Origin of the sequence: Rudanella lutea DSM 19387, assembly GCF_000383955.1 — a bacterium.
Classification (GTDB): Bacteria; Bacteroidota; Bacteroidia; order Cytophagales; family Spirosomataceae; genus Rudanella; species Rudanella lutea.
Window position 1 is genome coordinate 728,558 of sequence record NZ_KB913013.1, and the last position, 21,104, is coordinate 749,661.

Consider the following 21,104-nt stretch of genomic DNA (forward strand, 5'->3'; position numbering starts at 1 on the left):
TTTGATTTAGTAAAGTTTGTGAGCTAATGGTTAATCTACGAAAAAACTATCACCCCTCCCTCAGCCGTTCCTTGTACCGTTTAAACTCCTGCTCGTTCACCTGCTTATCTGTTCTGACTTCGAGTAATCTGGCCGTTTCCGAAGGTTCAAAAAAGCGGTCGAACGCCTGTTTCAGCCCCACTGCATCATCCGCAAAATGATAGGAAATCTGGGCATCTTCGGCCGTGCGGGCGGCCGTAAGCGGCTGTTCGGTTTCAAAAAACTCGTCGAGTTCGGGCTGACGGCTTGGTCCGTCAATCATCCGGAAAATATGCCCGGCGTGGTTGTTGAGCAAGACAATCCGCAGGTTTGGTGGCAACTGTGCGTGCCACAGGGCGTTGCGGTCGTAGAAAAAAGCAACGTCGCCAATGAGCACCGTCACAATCTGGTCTGTTTGCAAAGCTGCCCCAACCGCCGTACTCAGGCAGCCATCAATGCCACTTACGCCCCGGTTGGCGCACACGGCCACCTGCCGGTCGGCGGGCAGACCACACAGGTTAGCGTACCGAACCGGCATACTGTTGGCCAAATGCAGCACCGAGCCCTGGGGCAGCGCATCCATCAGAGCCTGCGTAGCTGTCCAGTCGGTAAAGGCCGACCGGGCTAGCGACTGCGCCACCACACGGGCGGCCCGTCGGTCGGCCTGTTGCCAGCTTTCCCGAAACGCAAATGACTCATCGCTATCGTCGTCGCCCTGCCGAAACCGTTGGTAATCAATGTCGGCAAAGAGCTTTTCCAGAAACGGCAGGGGTTCCATCGGCACGAGCGTCGTAAGCGACCGGAACGGGTCGGAGATACGACCGGCATCCGGGCCGATATGCCAGTGCCGCACCCGCGCTGGGTACTGCCGAAAATACGTTTTCAGGTTGCGGGTCAGAAACGAACCGCCAATTGTAATGAGCAAATCAGGCCGGAGGCTATCGAGCAGGGCTTCGTCGGCACCGGACAAAAAGGTATCGGTCCGGGTGATAAACAGGCCATTTTGCCCAATATTGCCGGGTAGCTCACCCACCACTGGCACGCCCAACTCCTCGCTAATTTTGTGCAGAACCGCCAGCAGAGCCGGGTTGTAGGGCATTTGTCCCACAGCAATCAGCTTCCGGTCGGTTTCATCCCATTCGTCGAGCAACCGATGCCAGACGTCGGCCGGTAGTTGCGCGGTGGTTGCCAGCGTTTCGATCAGGCGCACCGACTCAAACCTCAGCTCGTCGCCCGGTGCCGGGTAAAACGGTTCACGCAGGGGCACATTGATGTGTACCGGCCCAGCGGGCGCCAACCGGCTCAGATTTACGGCTTCGTTGACTGACCGCTCAATAAACCAACGACTATCAGCGTGGGTATAGTCGGCCGGGAGGTCGAAACTACGCTTCACGTGCGGCCCAAACACCCCGGCTTGCACCATCGTTTGCCCATCTTGCTGATACAGCCATTCGTGCGGCCGGTCGGCAGTGAGTAGCAGGAGTGGTACTTCGGCAAAATAAGCCTCGGCTACGGCCGGGGCCAGGTTGTACACAGCACTCCCCGACGTGCAGATAACCGCGACCGGGCGCCCCGACTGCATGGCCATTCCGAGCGCCACAAACCCCGCCGACCGCTCGTCGGCCACCACGCGGGTACGCAGGCCGGGGTGCCGGGCGACCGCAATGGTTAGCGGGGCCGACCGAGACCCCGGTGAGATCACTACATCCGTAATTCCTTTTCGGTAAATCAGTTCGGCAATATTGACGATGGGTTGCAATACGGGCATAAAACGCTAAGATCTGTTTATCTGAAAGTTACGCACTCGCCCTTACGGAAAACTACCAAAGCCCCTGGGCAAACCAGCCGGCCGGAGCCAGCTACACATTACCGGGGCAGGGGCTGTTTGGCCGTTGGTGCGCTGAGGTCTTTGGTTGAAGAACTATTGTTCGGTGCTCTAATCCCAGATTTTTAAAAACTTTTTACCAAAACAGGCCGTTCAATAACTATATGGAAACGCTCGAAAAAATCCGTAAAGCGTACACTGAGTACGTACTCGAGAACGGCATACAACCACCCTCCGTTTATCAGTTTGCAAAGAAACTGAAACTTCCCGAAGCCGAGTTTTATAATCACTATTCTTCGTTTGATGCCATCGAGGCCGACATCTGGCTGGCGTTCTTTACTGAAGCCCGGCAGACCGTAGAGGCCGACGAAACGTACCAGACGTACTCGGTTCGGGAAAAACTACTGGCGTTTTACTACACCTGGATCGAATTACTCAAAGCCCAGCGGAGCTTTGTTGTGTATAGCTATGGCCGCGTACGGGGACAAATGACGGCACCCGACGGGGGTCTTATGAGCGGCCCTACCCGCCCCGGCTCGCGCATTGCCCTGGCTCGTATGCGTGCCCGCGGCCCCATGGCGAGCGGAAGCCGCACGCTGTTTCCGTTTAAGGATGCCTTTTACGACTTCGCTAAAGATCTGTTGGCCGAGGGCCGCGAAAGCCGCGAGGTAGAACAGCGCCCTTTTGTGACCAACCGCTACCCCGACGCACTCTGGCTCCAGACTCTCTACATTCTGGATTTCTGGGTACGCGACGTCAGCAGAAATTTTGAGCAAACCGATACCGCCATCGAAAAAACCGTCAACACGGCCTTCGACCTAATTGGCCGCTCCCCCCTCGACTCGGTATTCGACCTGGCGAAATTCATCTACCAAACTAAATGAGTGAATGAGTGAATTAGTGAATGAGTGATACTTCGGAATAATCGCTCTTTCACTCTTGCACTCTTGCGCTCTTTCACTTCATGAAAGAACAATCGTCTATCCCTACCACCAAAGTAGCCCGTGCGGGTCAGTTTGTAAAGGCGGGTATCAAGGTCGGAGGCAACTACCTTAAGCATTACAGCAAAAAACTGGTAAACCCGGACCTGACCAAGGACGAATTGCATCAGGATAATGCCGCCGATATTTATGGTGCCCTGAGCGAACTGAAAGGGTCGGCGCTCAAAATGGCGCAGATGCTGAGTATGGACCGGGGTTTGCTACCTACGGCCTACACCGACAAGTTTGCCATGTCGCAGTACTCAGCGCCCCCGCTATCGGGCCCGCTTGTGGTCAAAACCTTCCGCACGTACTTCGGCAAATCGCCGTCTGAGCTGTACGACAAATTCGAGATCAAGTCGGTCAACGCGGCCAGCATTGGGCAGGTACATCAGGCCTGGAAAGACGGTAAGCGTCTGGCGGTCAAGATTCAATACCCTGGCGTAGCCGATTCGGTTAGTTCTGACCTGAAAATCGCCAAGCCCCTCGCCGTTCGGCTCCTGAACCTCGACGAACGGCAGATTGACCGGTACATGGACGAGGTGGAAACCAAGCTCCTCGAAGAAACCGACTACGAACTGGAACTGAAACGGTCTATCGAAATTTCGGAAGCCTGCGCTCATATCGATGGGCTGGTATTCCCGAAATACTACCCCGCTTTGTCGAGCAAGCGGATTCTGACCATGGACTGGCTCGAAGGGCTACACCTGAAAGAGTTTTTGGCTACGAATCCGTCGCAGGAAGTCCGCAACCGCATTGGGCAGCTGCTGTGGGATTTCTACGATCATCAGATCCACGCGCTTCGGCAGGTACACGCCGACCCGCACCCCGGTAATTTCCTGATGCGCCCTGACGGTACAATGGGTGTCATTGACTTTGGGTGTGTGAAGGTGATCCCGGATTATTACTACGACAACTACTTCCGGCTTATCAACCCCGACACGCTGGAAGACAAGGTCTTGACCCAGCAGATTTTCGAGAATCTGGAGTTTCTACACCCGGTTGATTCTGCCAAAGACCGGGCCTTTTTCTCAGACCTGTTTGTGCAGATGATTCACATGCTGGGCGAGCCTTTTGCCGTAGAGACGTTTGACTTCGGCAACGACGAGTACTTCAACAAGGTGTACGCCTTTGCCGACGAGCTGACCCGGCTCGAAGAGCTGCGGACGTCGAAGGTAGTGCGGGGCTCAAAAGATGGCCTGTACATCAACCGGACGTACTACGGTTTATACGCCATGCTCAACGAGCTAAAAGCCGTTGTGGTGACCCGTAAGCCCGATTGGCTCCGGTCGAAGAAGGCGCTCGCGGTTTGACCGGCGGCCTTTTTGTCTTATCATTGCAGTATGACAAACGGGCCCGACAGTCGCTGGGAACAGCGTTTTAGCAACTATAAGAGGGCTGTGAATCGGCTGGGAGCCGTAGCGAGCCTGGACGCAGTTGCCACATTTTCTGAATTGGAAAAGGACGGAGTGATTCAGCGGTTCAAATACTCGTATGAACTGGCCTGGCGGACTCTACAAGCGATATGTACGCACGAGAAGTATAGTCAGACACCAAGTCCGGTTAGCATTTTCAGATTGGCGCAACAGAAAGGATATTTTGGTAGTGAAGCTGAATGGACGCAGCTGATGCGCTCACGAGCATTAGTTGCGTCGGCATACGAAAGTAGCATAGCACACAATCTTGTTCTTGACATCGTTACCCTGAATTATCCGCTGTTAAAGCAATTGGAACACCGAATAGGTCAGTCTCAACAGTAATTCTTAGTTGAAGTTACGATCAGCCGACTTCCTCAGTCAAACCATTTTGATGGGAGGTCCTTTACATTGAGGGCCTCCCCAAAAACTTTTGCTCGCCTAATGCCCCGCCCTAATTTCGAAGACATTTTTATGGAGTTGGCCGTGAACCTGGCCAAACGGTCGCACTGCATCAAAGCGCAGGTCGGAGCCGTGCTGACCAAAGACACGCGCATCATCTCCATCGGGTACAATGGCCCCCCGGCCGGTACGCACAACTGTGATATTGAGTTTCCGGAAGTGGGCTGCCCCCGCGACTCCAAAGGCTCGTGTTCGCTCGCCCTGCACGCCGAACAAAACGCCATTCTGTACGCGGCCAAAAACGGCTCCGATATTGCCGGCTCAACCCTGTACGTGACCCTGTCACCCTGCATTGCCTGCGCCCGCATTATCTACAGCATGAAAATCGAGCGGGTCATTTATCTACACTCCTACGCTCACTACAAAGGCATCGGCACCGACGAAGGCGTCGACTTTTTGCGTCGGTTTGGGGTTCAGGTGGAGGAGTACGTTCCCGGCGAGGGGTTTACGCTCCTTTCTGATCCACCTTTGGCTCGGCGCGCATGAACCTACTGGCGCACGGCTACTTATCCACGGTACCCAGAGACCACCCGACGGCTGGCCTTATGGTGGGTAACTTTCTGGGCGACTTTATCAAAGGTGCCCCCGACCACCCGCGCCACCACCTGCAACCAGAGGTTGTTGCGGGCGTCCGCCTGCACCGAATCATCGACGCGTTTACGGATTCCCACCCCGACGTAGCCCTGGTGCGTGATTTGCTGCACCCGCGTTGCCACAAATACGCCGGTGTAGCCGTCGATGTGTTTTTCGACCATTTTCTGGCCCGGCAGTTCACCACTCTCACCGGCCTGACGTTGGCCGAGTTTATCCCCACGTATTACCAGACCCTGCAACAGCACGAAGCCAATTTCCCCGAACCGGCCCGCCGGATGCTGAGTGCCCTGATTACCCACAATTGGCTTCCCCATTACGCCACGTTCGACGGGGTCGACCGGTCGCTAAGGGGCATTGCCCGACGAACCCAATTCCCCTCGGGTCTCGACACCGCGGTCCTTGATCTGGAACAATTTTATGAGCCCATTGGGGAGGCATTTGGGCGGTTTTGGCCCCAATTAGTAGCCGAGGTAGCGCGATTTGGGGAGAAGGCATTGTAACTTCCCTCCATGAACACTAAACGCCTGAGCTTTCTGTGGCTGATTTTGCTAACTGAGCTGACATACGGACAAGCACAGCGGGACAGTTTTTACGTTTTTGTCGGTGAACGTATTTCCCTCAGAGCCCTGCCCCGGGAGCCGATCAAGGAAGAAATTGTCCCGATGATTATTGGCAAAGATACCACGTACGGAAAAACGTATGGGGTACCGTTCCGGTCGGGGTTTTTAGCCACCTACAAAGTGGTCAAGTCCGTGTATAACACTCTGCCCAAAGACACCGTCGCGTTTATCGATTACACCCACTACGGGAAGCCGCTATTTGCTCCCTACAAACACGCGCTGCTGTTTGTTTCGCGCCAAAATGGCAAGCTGTATTCAGAGGTAAACCTCTACACTGCCGTGTACCCGACTACTAACGGGCGCTGGGCCGGTGATGCCGGCACGTACCTTTACAATCAACTCATCAACGTCCATACCCCCCTCAAACCCGAACCCATCGATTTTGTCGAGGAGGTGTCAATTGGTCTTGGCGGGCGCCGGGCCGAGTCGTACACGGCTCCTTACTACCGAGTCGAGGGCAACAAAGCCGTGGTGGTTATGGGTAATTACGCCGAAGACCTGTTCTTACACTACAAAGCGGGAATCCTGAAAAACAGAGGAATATTTGACTGACAGCCCCAACTACAGCCCAGTAGGCCCGAAAGGTTAACGCACCCTGCCAAAACCTGGCGGGTCAGGTCTTATCTTTGTCGTTCCAACTCCCGATTGCCCGCATGATTCCCGCCGTCGAAACGCTGCTTAAAGACATCCGTAACAAACGCATTGCCCCGGTTTATCTGATTCACGGCGATGAGCCCTACTACCTCGATTTGATTGCCGATCAACTTGAAAAAGTGGCCATTCCGGTCGCTGAGAAAGGCTTTAATCAGTTTGTGCTCTTTGGCAAAGACACCGACGTAGGGGCCGTAATCAACTACGCCCGGCGGTACCCTTTCATGGCCGAGCGTCAGCTGGTGCTTGTGAAAGAGGCTCAGCAGATGGGGGGCCTCAACGATAAATCGAGTGCGCAACTGCTCGAAGACTACGCCCTGAACCCGTTACAGAGCACGATTCTGATGCTCTGTTTCAACAAGGAAGACGGCAAATCGGGCGTCGATGAGCGAAAAACCTGGGTCAAGGCATTCGGCAACAAGGGCGTACTGCTCGGCATAAAAAAACTCTACGAAAACAAACTCGTCGACTGGGTAGCCGATTACTGCCACAAACAGGGCGTGAAAGTAAGCCCTAAGGCGTGTCAGTTGCTCGCCGACTCGATTGGCAACGACCTGAAACGGCTGGCGGGTGAAATCGACAAAATTCTGCTCAACCTAAGTGTCAACGAAGAGATTTCGGCGGCTACCGTCGAACGACTCGTGGGCATCAGCCGGGAGTATAACGTGTTTGAGTTGCAAAAGGCACTGGTGCAACGCGATGTGGTCAAGGCGAACCGGATTGTCGATTATTTTGGCCGTAACCCCAAAGACAATCCATTGGTCGTGATTCTGGCGCAACTTTACGGTTATTTTGCCAAGGTGCTGCTGGCGCAATCCTCGCGCGATCAGTCAGAAAAAGGGCTAGCCTCGGTACTGGGGGTCAATCCGTTTTTTGTGAAAGATTACCTGGCGGCCGCGCGCACCTTTCCGATTGCCAAAGTTGCCGACATAATTCACGCCATTCGCCGGGCCGACGCCCGCTCCAAAGGCATCGACTGCCCCACCATGAGCGAAAGCGACATCCTGCGCGAACTGGTATTCGACGTACTTCACTAACCAAACCTTCTCCGTCATGAACCTTTTCATACATACCACCCTGAACGAAACCAACCGGGCCGCTCTACGCGCACAGGTTGGCCCCGGCCACGCCGTTACGTTCCGCACCGAACTGCCCGAATCCGACGCCCTGACGGCCTTCCGACAAGCCGAAGTACTCATGGGCAACCCACCCGCTGAATGGCTCACCGACGCCCCGAACCTGAAATTCTGGCAACTCGACTCGGCAGGCTTCGACAAATACAGCGGCCTGAACCTGAGCTTCCCGGTGAGTAATATGGGCGACTTTTTTGCCTGGCCCTGCGCCGAGACCATCGTGGCCGGAATTTTGGCCCTCTACCGCCGAATCAACGAATTAGCCGTATTGCAGCAGGACAAGAAGTGGATTGGCGCGCCCTTGCGCTACGGCATGAGCCTGTTGCACAAACAACAGGTCGTGATTTTGGGCGCGGGTACCATTGGGCAGGCCGTACGTACCATCCTGACCGGTTTCGAGTGCGCCATCAGTCTCATGGCCCGCACCGACCCAAGTGCCCAGCTGCATACCCGCGAGGAACTACTGGCCGTATTGCCCCATACCGACCTGCTTATCAACTGCCTGCCCGGCTCGGTGCATTCGTTTGTCGATGCGGAGGTGTTTGCCGCCATGAAGCCGGGGTCGGTGTTTGCCAACGTTGGCCGGGGCAATACCGCCGACGAGACCGCCCTAATCGACGCCCTGCAACAGGGCCACTTGGGCGGGGCAGCGCTCGACGTAACGGTGCAGGAACCCCTCCCTACCGACAGCCCTCTCTGGACCATGCCCAACGTGATGCTTACACAACACACGGCCGGCGGGCAACGATTTGAAGATGAAGGCAAAATGGCTTTATTTGTCCGCAATTTGAAGCACCTTGAACAGGGCAAACCACTCGAAAACCCGGTTCAGCTCAGCCGTGGCTACTGACACTCCAACCAACAATCTATGCTAAACTCCTGTACTACCCTCTCCGTAACTGTACTGGCCGCGCTACTCATAGCCAACCCCACGCTGGCCCAGCGCAAAAAAACCAAAGCGGCCACCCCTACCGTAGCGGCCACGCCCACCACCACAAACAAGCTGCTTGAAGGGCTTCGGTGGCGTAACATTGGCCCCTTCCGGGCCGGGCGGGCACTGGCGGCAGCCGGGCACCCCGATCAACCGCTCACCTACTATTTCGGAGCCACCGGCGGGGGCGTCTGGAAAACGGTTGACGGAGGAGCCAACTGGACGCACATCTCAGACAGTACGTTCAAATCGTCGTCGGTGGGTGCCATTACCGTAGCCCCCTCCGACCCCAACGTACTCTATGTGGGTATGGGCGAAGCCGAAATCCGGGGTAACATCGCCAACGGCGATGGCGTCTACAAATCGACCGATGCCGGTAAGACCTGGAAACACATGGGTCTGAAAATGGCCGACGCCATAGGCAACATCGAGGTACACCCCCAGAACCCAGATATCGCCTACGTTGCAGCCCTCGGCAACCCGTTTGCACCCAACAAGGAGCGCGGGATTTTCCGCACAACCGACGGTGGAAAAACGTGGCAACACATTCTCTCGAAAAACGACAGCACCGGCGCGGCCTGCATCAAAATGGACCCGAGCAACCCACGGGTTTTGTACGCTTCGCTCTGGCAGGCCTACCGAAACAGCTACCAGATGAGCAGTGGTGGTCCGGGCTGTGGCCTTTACAAATCGACCGACGGGGGCGATACCTGGGTAAGCCTCAACAACCGGCCTGGTATGCCCAAAGGGATGCTCGGCAAAATTGGCATTACGGTATCACCGGCCAACCCCAACCGGTTGTACGCCATGATCGAAAGTGCCAAGGGCGGCTTGTATCGCTCCGACGACGCGGGCAACAGCTGGCAGCTGATTAACGAAGACAAAAACCTCTGGCAACGGCCCTGGTACTACATGATGCTGGCCGCCGACCCGAAAAACGAAAACAGCCTGATTGTACTCAATGTGAGTGCCCTCAAATCGACCGACGGCGGCAAAACGTTTACCAACATCCCGGTACACCACAGCGATACGCACGACATCTGGTGGAACCCCAAAAACCCGCAGAATTATATCATTGCCGATGATGGAGGTGGCGAAGTGACCTTCAACGGGGGGGCTACATTTTCGGATATCGACATCCCAACGGCGCAGTTTTACCATGTAGCCCTCGACAACGATTTCCCCTATAATGTGTACGGCGCCCAGCAGGATAACTCGTCGATTCGGATTGCAAGCCGCACGACAGGCTACGCTATCGGCCCAAGCGACTGGTGGTCGGTAGCCGGGGGCGAGTCGGGGTACATTACCCCCGACCCCAAAGATGTGAATGTGACATTTGGCGGTAGCTACGACGGGCTGATTACCCGCTACGATAAAAACAACGATCAGAATCAGGTGGTCAACGTGTACCCCGAGTACAGCATGGGTGCGCCGTCGTCGGCCCGGAAATACCGGTTCCAGTGGACGTACCCCATTGTTTTTTCACCCCACGACAACAACGTCCTGTTCTGTACCTCGCAGTTTGTGCATCGGAGCACCGACAATGGCCATTCGTGGGAGGACATCAGCCCCGACCTAACCCGCAACGACCCCAAAACCCAGGGCGATACCGGCGGCCCAATCACTAAAGACAATACCGGTGCCGAGACGTTCCCGACGGTGTATTCGTTTGCCGAGTCGCCCCTCGAAAAAGGCGTTTACTGGGCTGGTTCCGACGATGGCCTGATGCACATCAGCCGGGATGCGGGCAAAACCTGGCAAAAAATTACACCCTCTACCAGCCTCGTGCCGGAGTGGGCGCTGATCAGCATTATTCACCCGTCCGACCACACGACCGGCAAGGCCTACGTGGCGGCCAAACGCTACATGTCGGGCGACCGCAAGCCGTACCTGCTCAAAACCACCGACTACGGCAAAACCTGGACTTCCATTGCTAACGGGATTCCGGCCGATGAATACTGCCATGTGGTACGTGAGGACCCTAACCAGCCCGGTCTGCTCTATGCCGGCACCGAACGGGGCGTGTACGTGTCGTTCAACGACGGGGCGTCGTGGCAACCGCTCAGCCTGAACATGCCCATTACGCCTATCCGCGATTTGCAGATTCATAAACGCGAGAAAGACCTTGTGGTCGCTACACACGGCCGCTCGTTCTGGATTATGGACGATGTAACGCCCCTGCACGAGATGGCCGCTAACACAGGGCAGTCATTAGCCGACAAACCCGCCCATCTGTTTAAACCTCGCCATGCGTACCGGATGGAAGGGGGCGCGGGCGGCCGACGCGGAGCCCCCACCGATCAGGGCGAAAATGCCCCCAACGGTGTGCTGGTGCGGTATGCACTGAACGGTAAACCCGACAAGGAAGTCAAGCTGTTGTTTATGACTACGGTGGGCGACACCATCATTTCGTACTCCAGCCAGAAAGACAAGAAAGGGCAGCCGCTGAAAGTAATCAAAGACTTTTACGAAGACGCCGACAATGAGCGCGCCGACGTGGTAGCCACCAAACCGGGTCTGAATACTTTTTTGTGGGATATGCGCTACCCCGACGCTACGGCCGTAGAAGGCACCAACATCATGTGGACCGGCCGCGGAACCGGGGCCAAAGTGGTACCGGGCATGTACAAAGTACAGTTGCTGATTGATAACAAGGTGGTGGGCGAGCAACCCATTGAGATTCGGAAGAACCCGAAAATCAACACTAGCGCCGACGATTACCGGGCTCAGTTTGAGCTGTTGCAGAAGATCAACAACAAGCTTTCAGAAACGCACAAAGGCGTGAATCAGATCCGGCAGATTCGCAACCAGATCAACGGCTACCTGAAAGACGTGAAAGACCCATCGGTGGCCGAGAAGTTCAAGAAAGCAACCAAACCCATGCTCGATGAACTCGATCAGCTGGAGTCGACCCTGATGCAACCCAAATCAAAGGCGTTTCAGGATGCCCTGGCTTACCCCATCCGTCTGAATGACAAATTGGCCGGGGTGGCCTCGGTGGTATCGTCGGCCGATACGAAACCCACCAAAGCGTCGTACACGGTGTTTGAAGATTTGTCGAAGCAGGCCGACACGGCTTTGAGCAAGTTGAAAGAGTTGGTGCAGAAGCAGATTCCGGCGTTTAACCAGATGGTTGCCGAGCAGCGTATGCCCGCTATCAACGCACAATAAAGGGCCCATCATTGGGCTACTAATTCGGGGTTGGGGGTTGGTCATGGTATGACCTGGTTCCAACCCCGAATTATTCTCCCCCATTCTTCCCAAAAAAGGAGACATAAAAACTACTTTCTGTCATAATACACTTATCTTGACCCCGTATCATTCACCATTTACACGCATGAACGCCCTTTTACGCCTGAAAACCTGGCCGTTGTTTATCCTCGCAATGGCCCCGATGATTCTTCTGAAGGGTATCCCGTTTGATAATCCGTTTATCGATTCGACCGTTTCGCAGATTGGTAGCGCCTGGGTTACGCTCATGCGCGTTGCATGGTTTTGGGCCATCGTCAATTTTCTCATCCAAACCAACCACCTGCCGCGCGGGGCCGAGTTCAGCCTGTTTGTGGTGGCCCTGTTTGTTCAGACCCTGGCTGTTGCGGAACCGGCTCTGCGGTTAGAACTGTTTTTTGCAGCCCCCAACCTGCTAACCACCCTACCCTTCGAGCAGGTCGAGTCATACGGGATGATTATTTACGTTATCGCGCTCCTGTACAGTGTCTATTTTGTGGCGAAAGGGTTGAGTCATGTTCAGGCTGTTTCCCGGCCAAACAACAGCGATACGGTAGCCAACTTTTTAGTACTCCTGTTCTTTCCGCTCTCCATCATTGGGTTGCAGGAGCGGCTCAATCTATGGTCTAAGAAGTTTGAGATGGGCGTGTAGAAACGTGTACGTTGATTTTTACCTTCTGGCGTTTTGGAGCAGTAGCAAATCGTTTGTGTCTCTCCGCGCCCAACAGAGCACCAAACAAAAAAGCAGCTACAGGACCAACCTATAACTGCTTTCAGTAGTAGCGGGGAGCAGGATCGAACTGCCGACCTTAGGGTTATGAATCCTACGCTCTAACCATCTGAGCTACCCCGCCGTTTTGTAGTGCAAAAGTACGAAAATTTATTTTGTGCGCAAGGGGTAGGTTTGTCTTTCGCATCAAAAAAATTTTACCTTTGCCCATAGCCCTATGCTACCGAATTGATATGGAGAAGTTTAAGTTTGTGACCGAATACGAGCTTCGGGCCTCGCCCAAAATGCTGTTTCCTTACATTAGCACGGCCTCAGGCCTGTCGCAGTGGTTTGCAGCCAAAGTGAATACCCTCCCCGAACACCGGTTCGATTTTCTCTGGGACAACGAGAGCCACATTGCCCGTCAGGTGTCGCTCCGCCAAAATAAAAGCGTTCGCTTCGAGTTTCTGGATACTGCCGAAAATGGGCACGATAATAACTATGTGGACTTTCGGGTCGATCAAAGCGAACTGACACAATCGACTTACCTCCGCATCACCGACTATTCGACCAACACGGATGCCGAAGACTTACAGGACCTTTGGGATGGCCTGATGGAAAAACTCCGCGAGATTGTCGGTAGTTAAAAATGTATAATGGGCGATGAATAATGAACAATTCATCGGGGCAGGCGCGTTCTGCTAACGAACTCGTTTTCCGTTCTACATTAACCATTATCCATTGAAAAAAATAGACAAGCTTATCCTCTCGTCGTTCTGGGGACCGTTTGTGCTGACCCTTTGCGTGGTCATTTTTATCTTTCTGATGCGCTTGCTGATGTTCTACATCGACGACTTCGTATCCAAAGATGTCGACCTGGTAACGTTTGGGCGGGTTCTGTTTTTCTTTTCCCTGTTGACCATTCCTACGGCCCTGCCGCTGGCCACGTTACTGTCGTCGCTCATGACGTATGGTAACTTGGGTGAGTTTTTTGAACTGACGGCTATGAAGAGTGCGGGCATTTCGCTCACGCGCGCCATGCGCCCGCTGCTCATTGTAGCCGTCCTGATCAGTGGCTTTTCGTTCTGGTTCAATAATGTGGTAGCCCCCTGGGCAAACCTAAAAGGGTATAGCTTGCTGTACGATATCAAAACCGCCAAAGCTACGCTGAACCTGAAAGAAGGCATCTTCTACAACGACTTGCCGGGTTACAGTATCAAGGTCGACAAGAAAATTACTACCGACCCCAACAGTACCACCGGCGACCTGCTCAAGGGGCTCATTATCTACAAACACGCTACATCGGGCATTGAATCGGGCAACCGGGAGGTAATTCTGGCTGATTCGGGGCGTATGTACACCGACAAAGACCGCTCGTATCTGGTGTTTGAGCTTTACAATGGCAACGACTATCAGGAGCAGTCGGACCCAAACAACGTTAGCTACGCCAGCAACGGCACCCCTAACCAGTCTTCTCAGTTCATCCGCAACAGCTTTGGGCACTACAAGCTGGTTATCGGCCTCGAATCATTTGGGATTCATCGCACCGATGAGCAGCAGTTTGAGTACCACGAGTATATGAAAAACCTGGGCGAACTAACCACCATTACCGACTCGCTCAAGAAAGATTTCCGTAGTACCGCCCTCAACGTGGCCAACTCGTCGCGGCAGTATTACAGTTATCAGTTTCGAAACGAGGGTCCCACGGCTACCCCTGTTAGCTCAACCACCGCATTGAAAGATGGCCCCTGGGTCGACTCGGTGATGAAGAAGAGTAGCTATCGGCCCCATGAACTGGCCGCAACAGCCCTGCTGCAGGCGCAGAGTGTACAAAGTTATGCGAACTCCAACGTCGTGTATCTACAGGAGAAACAACGGCAGGTTTATAAATACGAGCTCGAGAAACACCACAAGTTTACGCAGGCAATCTCAGTGTTCATCATGTTTCTGATTGGAGCCCCGCTGGGTGCTATCATCAAAAAAGGAGGCTTTGGCCTGCCCGTACTTGTTTCCATCATCTTCTTTATTCTGCTCTACGTGCTTACCCTCAATGGCGACAAGTTTGCCAAAGACGGCGTACTTTGGGTACCGGCCGGCGCCTGGATGGCCAACGTTCTGCTCCTCCCGGTGGGTCTGTATTTTATGTATCAGGCCCGGCACGACTCCCGACTGTTCGATAAAGATGTGTATGTAATCGCCTGGGAGCGGTTCAAAACAGCTATCAGTAAACAACGAACAACGAACAACAGTCAATGAGAAAACTGTTCACTGTTCGTTGCTCACTGTTCACTGTATTTTCGTACCTTTGCGCGTTCATTTAATTTTTTCATTTACTTAAGCTGTCTGAAGATGTCATTACCGACCGAAAAGAAGCAAGAAATCTTTGCAACCCAGGGCTTCAAGAAATCCGCTGAAGACACGGGTTCGGCCGAATCCCAGATCGCACTCTTTACGTACCGCATCTCTCACCTGACCGAACACCTGAAAGCGCACAAGCACGATCATGGTACGCGTCAAGGTCTGTTGAAGCTCGTAGGTAAGCGTCGCCGTCTGCTCGATTACCTCATGCGCAAAGATATTAACCGGTACCGGGCCATTATTGCCGCGTTGGGCATCCGGAAGTAATCCTGCAACCAACGCACACAGGGAATCTGCCACTGGTAGATTCCCTGCTTTTTGTGCTTATACCAGAAGTAAACGGTTTCACAATTCGTTATTTGTTTAGACGGGTATGTCTGCCTCAGCTCATCACCCGTTTTTAACGTAAAACCACGAAACCAGTTCAGTAAGCGGTCAAAGCTGTAGTAGCGTGTTTCAACGAACGGTATGTTTCAAATCACCACCCAATCAGTACCCCTGCCCGATGGCCGGGAAATAACCATCGAAACGGGCAAGCTCGCCCGTCAGGCCGACGGAGCCGTAGTGGTTCGCTTAGGCAATACGATGTTGCTGGCCACGGTTGTATCGGCCAAAGACGCCAAAGAGGGCGTCGACTTCCTACCCCTGTCAGTTGATTATCAGGAAAAATTCGCGTCAGCGGGCCGGATTCCCGGCAGCTTTCAGCGTCGTGAAGGCCGGTTGTCGGACCACGAGATCCTGATTAGCCGTCTGGTCGATCGTGCCCTCCGCCCGATCTTCCCCGAAGATTATCATGCCGATACGCAGGTCATGATTACCATGATCTCGGCCGACCCGGAGGTATTACCCGATCAGTTGGCAGCTTTAGCGGCTTCGGCGGCTTTAGCGGTATCCGACATTCCCTTCAACGGACCGATTTCCGAAGTACGGGTTGCCAAAATTGATGGTGCCTATGTCATCAACCCCAAAACCTCCGACCTGTCGCGGGCTTCGCTCGACTTGATCGTTGGCGCTACCGCACAGGATATCTGCATGGTAGAGGGCGAGATGAACGAGTGCTCAGAAGAAGAAATTGTAGAGGCTCTGCGCGTTGCTCACGACGTAATCAAGCAACAGTGTGCGGCCCAGAAAGAGCTGGAAGCGAAAGTCGGCAAAACCGAAAAGCGCCAGTATAGCCACGAAACGCATGATGAGGAGTTGCGCGCTGCCGTTCGGGCGGCTTGCTACGACAAAATCTACGCGGTAGCCCAGTTACAGCAAGCCAACAAGAAAGCCCGTAGCGAAGGGTTTAAAGCCGTTCGCGACGAGTACATGGCTTCGTTGCCCGAAGGCACAGAGGTAAACGAAGCACTGGTTAAAACGTATTTCCACGATCTGGTGTGGGAAGCGTCGCGCCGGTTGGTACTCGATGAGCGTACCCGTCTGGACGGCCGCAAACTCGACGAAATTCGTCAGATTACCTGCGAGCCTGACTTCCTGCCGATGGCGCATGGATCGGCCCTGTTTACCCGGGGTGAAACCCAGTCGCTGACCACCGCAACGCTTGGTACCAAAATGGACGAGCAGATTGTGGACATGGCGATGTACCAGGGTTACAACAAGTTTCTGTTGCATTACAACTTCCCCGGCTTCTCAACGGGTGAGGTGAAACCGAACCGCGGACCGGGTCGGCGCGAGGTCGGTCACGGCAACCTGGCTCACCGGGCGCTCAAAAAAGTAATGCCCCCCGATGCCGATAACCCGTACACAATCCGGGTGGTATCTGATATTCTGGAGTCGAACGGTTCATCGTCGATGGCAACGGTTTGCGCCGGCACCATGGCTCTGATGGACGCCGGGGTGAAAATCAAGGCTCCTGTGGCCGGTATTGCCATGGGTCTGATTTCAGATACCGAGCCCGGCTCGAACAAATACGCCGTACTGTCGGATATTCTGGGCGACGAAGATCACCTGGGTGATATGGACTTCAAGGTAACCGGTACCGAAAACGGTATTACGGCCTGCCAGATGGACATGAAGGTGAACGGCTTGTCGTACGAAGTGTTGACCGAAGCCCTGCAACAAGCGCGGGCGGGCCGTCTGCACATCCTCGGCGAAATGAAGAAAGCCATTGCCGAGGTTCGTTCGGATCTGAAGCCACATGCGCCACGGGCCCACGTGATTCGGATCGACCAGAGCCAGATTGGTGCCGTAATCGGACCCGGTGGTAAAGTCGTACAGGAAATTCAGAAAGAGTCAGGCACCACGGTTGTCATCGAAGAGCGCGACAATGCCGGTTATGTAAGCATCTTTGCGACGAACAAAGAAGGCATGGACAAGGCTATCGCCCGCGTGAAAGGCATTGTGGCCGTACCCGAAATTGGTGAGGAATACGTCGGCAAGGTAAAGACGATTATGCCGTTTGGTGCCTTTGTCGAGTTCCTGCCGAACAAGGACGGACTTTTGCACATTTCCGAGATTAAGTGGGAGCGTCTCGAAACCATGGATGGGGTGCTGGAAGTTGGCGAAGAAGTACGCGTAAAACTGGTTGATATCGATAAAAAGACCGGAAAATACCGTTTGTCGCGCAAAGTTTTGTTACCGAAACCGGAGAACAAAAACTAAAAGCGAATTGTTACTTTTTTGTGTAATTGACCGTCAAATCCTTACGTTATATTACCGCACAATCTAAAGGGGTGTACGTACCATGAGACAGCTAAAGATTTCAAAACAAATTACCAACCGCGAAAGTCAGTCGCTGGATAAGTACCTCCAGGAGATTGGTAAGGTTGACCTGCTGACGCCTGATGAGGAAGTGATTCTGGCGCAGAAGATCCGCGAAGGCGACCAACTGTCGCTCGAACGGCTCACCAAGGCCAACCTGCGTTTTGTGGTATCGGTAGCGAAGCAGTATCAGAACCAGGGTCTGTCGTTGGGTGATTTGATCAATGAGGGTAACCTCGGTCTGATCAAAGCCGCTCAGCGTTTCGACGAAACCCGTGGTTTTAAATTCATCTCTTACGCCGTTTGGTGGATTCGCCAGTCGATTCTGCAAGCTTTGGCCGAGCAGTCTCGTATTGTGCGTCTGCCCCTGAACCGGGTAGGTTCGCTGAATAAGATTTCGAAGACATTCTCGGATCTGGAGCAGAAGTTTGAGCGCGAGCCGTCGCCGGAAGAATTGGCCGCCGTACTCGACATTACGCCCGCCGAGGTGGTAGATACACTCAAGATTTCAGGTCGTCACGTCTCGATGGATGCGCCGTTTGTGCAGGGTGAAGAAAACAGCCTGCTCGACGTGCTCGAAAACGATGGCGAAGACAAGCCGGATTCGGGCCTGATCAACGACTCACTCCGCAAGGAGGTACAGCGTGCGCTGTCGACGCTTACTCAGCGCGAGGCCGATGTGATTACGCTGTATTTCGGTCTGAACGGTGAGCACGCCATGACGCTCGAAGAAATCGGTGAGAAATTTAACCTGACGCGCGAGCGGGTTCGGCAAATTAAGGAGAAGGCCATTCGGCGGCTCCGGCATACGTCGCGCTCAAAAGCGTTGAAAACGTATCTGGGTTAGTTTTTTACAGCTTACAGAAAAGCCGCTCCGAAGTTTCGGAGCGGCTTTTCTGTGTTTATACCCCCACCCTACGCGGGCTGGTTGCGCAACCAGAGTTTATACAACTCAACCCAGATAACCCCCAGGAACGAAGCCCCGGCACACACACCCAAATCGGCGAGAGAGATGGTCGTGAACTGCCCCAGATTCCGCAGGACCGGCCAACCGAGGAAGCCGGCCAGCATAAGCGCAGTCAGCAACAACATGATCCAGAGCAAGGTGTTGGGCCGTTGCAGCGTGGTTAGTACCGACGCCCGGCTCGAACGGCTCACGAGCGTCAGCCAGATATTACTAATCACCAGTGTGGCAAAGGTCATCGTACGAACCTGCTCCAGCGACGCTCCGGCCTGCATTTGCGCGTAATACACCCCAAGCGTAGCCAGGGCAATGCAGAGGCCCTGCACCACCCGGAAACCCAATTCACGGGAGGTGAAGAACGTATCGCTCAGTTTGCGGGGCCTCTGTTTCATCAGGTCGGTTTCGGCAGGTTCATTCTCAAAGGCGATAGAGCAGGTCGGGCCCATAACCAATTCCAGAAAAATGACATGTACGGGATTGAAGAGGTTGATGAACTTCCAACCCAGCAGGAGCGGCACCGTCACGGTCAGAATAATCGGAATGTGAATCGAAACGATGTAGCCCACGGCCTGTTTCAGGTTCTGGTAAATTCGGCGACCCTGGGCAATCGCATCGACCATGCTACTCAGGTCGTCCTCAACCAGAATCAACGAGGCCGACTGCTTGGCCAACTCCGAGCCCCGCTGCCCCATAGCCACCCCAATGTGGGCCGCCTTGAGCGCTGGTCCGTCGTTGACGCCATCGCCGGTCATGGCCACCACTTCGCCAGCCGCTTTCAGGGCCCGAATCACGCGAAGTTTGGCCTCGGGGTACATACGCGCAAACACATTGACCGAAGCCGCCTGCGTTTGCAGGGCTTCGTCGGTCAAGGCCATCACTTCATTACCTGTCAATACGGCCTGGGCGTCGCGCATGCCCACCTGTGCGGCAATGGCGCGGGCCGTTTCGGCAGAGTCACCGGTAATCATCTTAACCTGAATACCAGCCTCGTCGAACCGGTTCAGTACGGCGCGGGCGTTGACTTTGGGCGGGTTTTCGAGGGCAATCAGGCCCTTGAATTGCCAGTCAAACTCATCCTGCTCGGCGGGGTAAGCGCCCGTAACTACCTCGGCCCCGGCCACGCCCAGCACCCGATACCCTTCGGTGGCTAACCGATGGGCCTGCTGTTTGATTTGTTCGGCTACTGCCGATTCCAGCTTACACACCCGGATAATCCGCTCCACAGCCCCCTTACCGGCTACGCGAGCCGTGTGCTCACCGAGCGGATACAGGTGCGTCATCATAGGCGGAACTCCACCCAATGGGTACTCGTAAATAAGCGGCCCGTCGGTGGCTATTGCTTTGTTGGGTAGAACAGCCCAGGCATCGGTGATGGCCTTCTCCATCGGGTCAAAAGGTTCGGGCTCGCTGGCCAGCCGGGCGTAGGCAACAACCTCAGCCCCGGTTGGCGTCAACGCATCGGGTAATTTCGTCAACGACCCATCCCGAACATCGTACACCACTGCCAGCCGCATTCCTTCCTGCGTGATGGTGCCGGTTTTATCAGTGCAAATGACCGTTGCCGACCCCAGACTCTCAACGGTTTGGGGTTGCCGGGTCAGCACGCCCGACCGAATCATGCGGGCCGCACCCAGCGCCATAAAACTGCTGAAAGCTACCGGAATTTCTTCGGGCAATACCGACATGGCAATGGTCAGGCCAAGCAGCAACGAGGTGGCCCACTCGCCCGATTGCGCGAAATTGATACCCCAAACCAGCAGAAAGGCCCCAAAACCCGCGTAGGCCATGCGCTGCACAAACTGCCCAATCTGCCGCTGGAGAGGTGTTTTTTCTACCTCTACCCCTTGCAGCGACCGACCCAGCTTACCCAACGACGTGCTATCGCCCACGGCCGTAACCCGCACGTAGGCACTGCCCGACACCAGTATGGTACCAGCATACACCGGGTCTTTGTCGGGCACCGACTTTACCACCGGCACCGACTCGCCGGTCAGCACCGATTCATCAATTGAGCAATCGTTGGCCTGTACCAGTAGCCCATCGGCGGGGGCGGTTTGGCCTTCGGTAATCCAGATGAGATCGCCGACCACGACTTCTTCAATTCCGACGGTAATAAGCTCCCCGTTTCGAACCACCGAGATAGTCGGTTCGGTTAGTTTGCGCAGGGCTTTCAGAGCCTGATCGCTGCGGACGGTCTGGTACACCGAAATACCGGCTACGAGCACCATTGCCACAGCCAATGTGATACCCTCCTGCCATTCGCCCAGTAGGACATAAATCAGACTGGCCGCGGCCAGCAGCATAAACATGGGCTCCGTAACCACTTCTTTGACCAGCAGCCAGCCCGTTTGGCTTTCGGCCGTCGTAATTTCATTAGCGCCGTACTGCTGCCGGGCGGCCGTGACTTGTTCTGTAGACAGGCCCGTGAGAGCCGTAACCGATTGTGTATGCATAACCTCTACAAACGTCGAAGGGGGATTTGTCGGCTAATATGGACAAAATTGGCACGCTGG

Annotated in this window: 17 protein-coding genes and 1 tRNA gene; 15 read left to right on the plus strand and 3 right to left on the minus strand. The window is 54.6% G+C overall.

Annotated elements, in window-relative coordinates; translation table 11 throughout:
• Nucleotides 1-49 precede the first annotated feature (49 nt).
• A complete protein-coding gene (gene menD / locus RUDLU_RS0103145; RefSeq protein WP_019986897.1) occupies nt 50-1,786 on the minus strand; it encodes a 2-succinyl-5-enolpyruvyl-6-hydroxy-3-cyclohexene-1-carboxylic-acid synthase in 1,737 nt (578 codons plus the stop codon).
• Nucleotides 1,787-2,007: 221 nt separating this feature from the next.
• Here menD and RUDLU_RS0103150 point away from each other — a divergent pair, with 221 nt between their 5' ends.
• The 10 genes from RUDLU_RS0103150 (at nt 2,008) to RUDLU_RS0103195 (ending at nt 12,509) form a co-directional block, all read left to right on the plus strand.
• Entirely contained in the window at nt 2,008-2,727 is a 720-nt protein-coding gene (locus RUDLU_RS0103150; protein WP_019986898.1) for a TetR/AcrR family transcriptional regulator, read from the plus strand.
• An 80-nt stretch (nt 2,728-2,807) separates the two neighbouring features.
• Nucleotides 2,808-4,136, plus strand: a complete 1,329-nt coding sequence (locus RUDLU_RS0103155; protein ID WP_019986899.1) for an ABC1 kinase family protein — start codon at nt 2,808-2,810, stop codon at nt 4,134-4,136.
• A gap of 30 nt (nt 4,137-4,166) precedes the next feature.
• Nucleotides 4,167-4,583: a nucleotidyltransferase substrate binding protein gene (locus RUDLU_RS30565; protein WP_019986900.1), complete on the plus strand. Its 417-nt coding sequence runs from the start codon at nt 4,167-4,169 to the stop codon at nt 4,581-4,583.
• A gap of 99 nt (nt 4,584-4,682) precedes the next feature.
• The gene (locus RUDLU_RS0103165) at nt 4,683-5,186 is read left to right on the plus strand and encodes a deoxycytidylate deaminase (RefSeq protein WP_019986901.1); all 504 of its coding nucleotides are present in this window, start codon (nt 4,683-4,685) and stop codon (nt 5,184-5,186) included.
• On the plus strand, nt 5,183-5,794 hold the full coding sequence (locus RUDLU_RS0103170; protein ID WP_027302712.1) for an acyl carrier protein phosphodiesterase: 612 nt from the start codon (nt 5,183-5,185) through the stop codon (nt 5,792-5,794). Before RUDLU_RS0103165 ends, RUDLU_RS0103170 begins: the two co-directional genes overlap by 4 nt.
• 9 nt (nt 5,795-5,803) lie before the next feature.
• Nucleotides 5,804-6,466, plus strand: coding sequence for a hypothetical protein (locus RUDLU_RS0103175; RefSeq protein ID WP_019986903.1), 663 nt, complete (start codon nt 5,804-5,806; stop codon nt 6,464-6,466).
• A 101-nt stretch (nt 6,467-6,567) separates the two neighbouring features.
• The gene (gene holA, locus RUDLU_RS0103180; protein ID WP_027302713.1) at nt 6,568-7,602 is read left to right on the plus strand and encodes a DNA polymerase III subunit delta; all 1,035 of its coding nucleotides are present in this window, start codon (nt 6,568-6,570) and stop codon (nt 7,600-7,602) included.
• 16 nt (nt 7,603-7,618) lie between these two features.
• A complete protein-coding gene (locus RUDLU_RS0103185) occupies nt 7,619-8,548 on the plus strand; it encodes a D-2-hydroxyacid dehydrogenase (RefSeq protein WP_019986905.1) in 930 nt (309 codons plus the stop codon).
• 18 nt (nt 8,549-8,566) lie between these two features.
• Nucleotides 8,567-11,800, plus strand: a complete 3,234-nt coding sequence (locus tag RUDLU_RS0103190; RefSeq protein ID WP_019986906.1) for a WD40/YVTN/BNR-like repeat-containing protein — start codon at nt 8,567-8,569, stop codon at nt 11,798-11,800.
• A 166-nt stretch (nt 11,801-11,966) separates the two neighbouring features.
• Complete coding sequence (locus RUDLU_RS0103195; RefSeq protein WP_019986907.1) at nt 11,967-12,509, plus strand: hypothetical protein; 543 nt, start codon at nt 11,967-11,969, stop codon at nt 12,507-12,509.
• Nucleotides 12,510-12,637: 128 nt separating this feature from the next.
• Here the strand turns inward: RUDLU_RS0103195 and RUDLU_RS0103200 are convergent.
• Nucleotides 12,638-12,711 (minus strand) — tRNA-Met (locus RUDLU_RS0103200).
• A 109-nt stretch (nt 12,712-12,820) separates the two neighbouring features.
• On the opposite strand from RUDLU_RS0103200, the gene RUDLU_RS0103210 reads away from it, so the two are divergent.
• From RUDLU_RS0103210 to RUDLU_RS0103230, 5 genes are all read left to right on the plus strand, one after another.
• Nucleotides 12,821-13,213 carry an START-like domain-containing protein gene (locus RUDLU_RS0103210; RefSeq protein ID WP_019986908.1) on the plus strand — a complete coding sequence of 131 codons (393 nt, stop codon included), beginning with the start codon at nt 12,821-12,823 and terminating at the stop codon, nt 13,211-13,213.
• 94 nt (nt 13,214-13,307) lie between these two features.
• Nucleotides 13,308-14,822, plus strand: coding sequence for an LptF/LptG family permease (locus RUDLU_RS0103215; protein WP_019986909.1), 1,515 nt, complete (start codon nt 13,308-13,310; stop codon nt 14,820-14,822).
• Nucleotides 14,823-14,915: 93 nt separating this feature from the next.
• Entirely contained in the window at nt 14,916-15,191 is a 276-nt protein-coding gene (gene rpsO / locus RUDLU_RS0103220; protein WP_019986910.1) for a 30S ribosomal protein S15, read from the plus strand.
• 201 nt (nt 15,192-15,392) lie between these two features.
• On the plus strand, nt 15,393-17,528 hold the full coding sequence (locus RUDLU_RS0103225; protein WP_019986911.1) for a polyribonucleotide nucleotidyltransferase: 2,136 nt from the start codon (nt 15,393-15,395) through the stop codon (nt 17,526-17,528).
• Nucleotides 17,529-17,610: 82 nt separating this feature from the next.
• Entirely contained in the window at nt 17,611-18,474 is an 864-nt protein-coding gene (locus RUDLU_RS0103230) for a sigma-70 family RNA polymerase sigma factor (RefSeq protein ID WP_019986912.1), read from the plus strand.
• Nucleotides 18,475-18,542: 68 nt separating this feature from the next.
• Here RUDLU_RS0103230 and RUDLU_RS0103235 read toward each other — a convergent pair whose 3' ends face one another.
• Nucleotides 18,543-21,044, minus strand: a complete 2,502-nt coding sequence (locus tag RUDLU_RS0103235) for a cation-translocating P-type ATPase (RefSeq protein ID WP_019986913.1) — start codon at nt 21,042-21,044, stop codon at nt 18,543-18,545.
• Nucleotides 21,045-21,104: the final 60 nt, after the last annotated feature.

Excerpts from the sequence above, each read along its gene's own strand:
- menD (WP_019986897.1), bottom strand. The coding sequence starts at position 1,786 with ATGCCCGTATTGCAACCCATCGTCAATATTGCCGAACTGATTTACCGA.
- RUDLU_RS0103150 (WP_019986898.1), top strand. The coding sequence starts at position 2,008 with ATGGAAACGCTCGAAAAAATCCGTAAAGCGTACACTGAGTACGTACTC.
- RUDLU_RS0103155 (WP_019986899.1), top strand. The coding sequence starts at position 2,808 with ATGAAAGAACAATCGTCTATCCCTACCACCAAAGTAGCCCGTGCGGGT.
- RUDLU_RS30565 (WP_019986900.1), top strand. The coding sequence starts at position 4,167 with ATGACAAACGGGCCCGACAGTCGCTGGGAACAGCGTTTTAGCAACTAT.
- RUDLU_RS0103165 (WP_019986901.1), top strand. The coding sequence starts at position 4,683 with ATGCCCCGCCCTAATTTCGAAGACATTTTTATGGAGTTGGCCGTGAAC.
- RUDLU_RS0103170 (WP_027302712.1), top strand. The coding sequence starts at position 5,183 with ATGAACCTACTGGCGCACGGCTACTTATCCACGGTACCCAGAGACCAC.
- RUDLU_RS0103175 (WP_019986903.1), top strand. The coding sequence starts at position 5,804 with ATGAACACTAAACGCCTGAGCTTTCTGTGGCTGATTTTGCTAACTGAG.
- holA (WP_027302713.1), top strand. The coding sequence starts at position 6,568 with ATGATTCCCGCCGTCGAAACGCTGCTTAAAGACATCCGTAACAAACGC.
- RUDLU_RS0103185 (WP_019986905.1), top strand. The coding sequence starts at position 7,619 with ATGAACCTTTTCATACATACCACCCTGAACGAAACCAACCGGGCCGCT.
- RUDLU_RS0103190 (WP_019986906.1), top strand. The coding sequence starts at position 8,567 with ATGCTAAACTCCTGTACTACCCTCTCCGTAACTGTACTGGCCGCGCTA.
- RUDLU_RS0103195 (WP_019986907.1), top strand. The coding sequence starts at position 11,967 with ATGAACGCCCTTTTACGCCTGAAAACCTGGCCGTTGTTTATCCTCGCA.
- RUDLU_RS0103210 (WP_019986908.1), top strand. The coding sequence starts at position 12,821 with ATGGAGAAGTTTAAGTTTGTGACCGAATACGAGCTTCGGGCCTCGCCC.
- rpsO (WP_019986910.1), top strand. The coding sequence starts at position 14,916 with ATGTCATTACCGACCGAAAAGAAGCAAGAAATCTTTGCAACCCAGGGC.
- RUDLU_RS0103225 (WP_019986911.1), top strand. The coding sequence starts at position 15,393 with ATGTTTCAAATCACCACCCAATCAGTACCCCTGCCCGATGGCCGGGAA.
- RUDLU_RS0103230 (WP_019986912.1), top strand. The coding sequence starts at position 17,611 with ATGAGACAGCTAAAGATTTCAAAACAAATTACCAACCGCGAAAGTCAG.
- RUDLU_RS0103235 (WP_019986913.1), bottom strand. The coding sequence starts at position 21,044 with ATGCATACACAATCGGTTACGGCTCTCACGGGCCTGTCTACAGAACAA.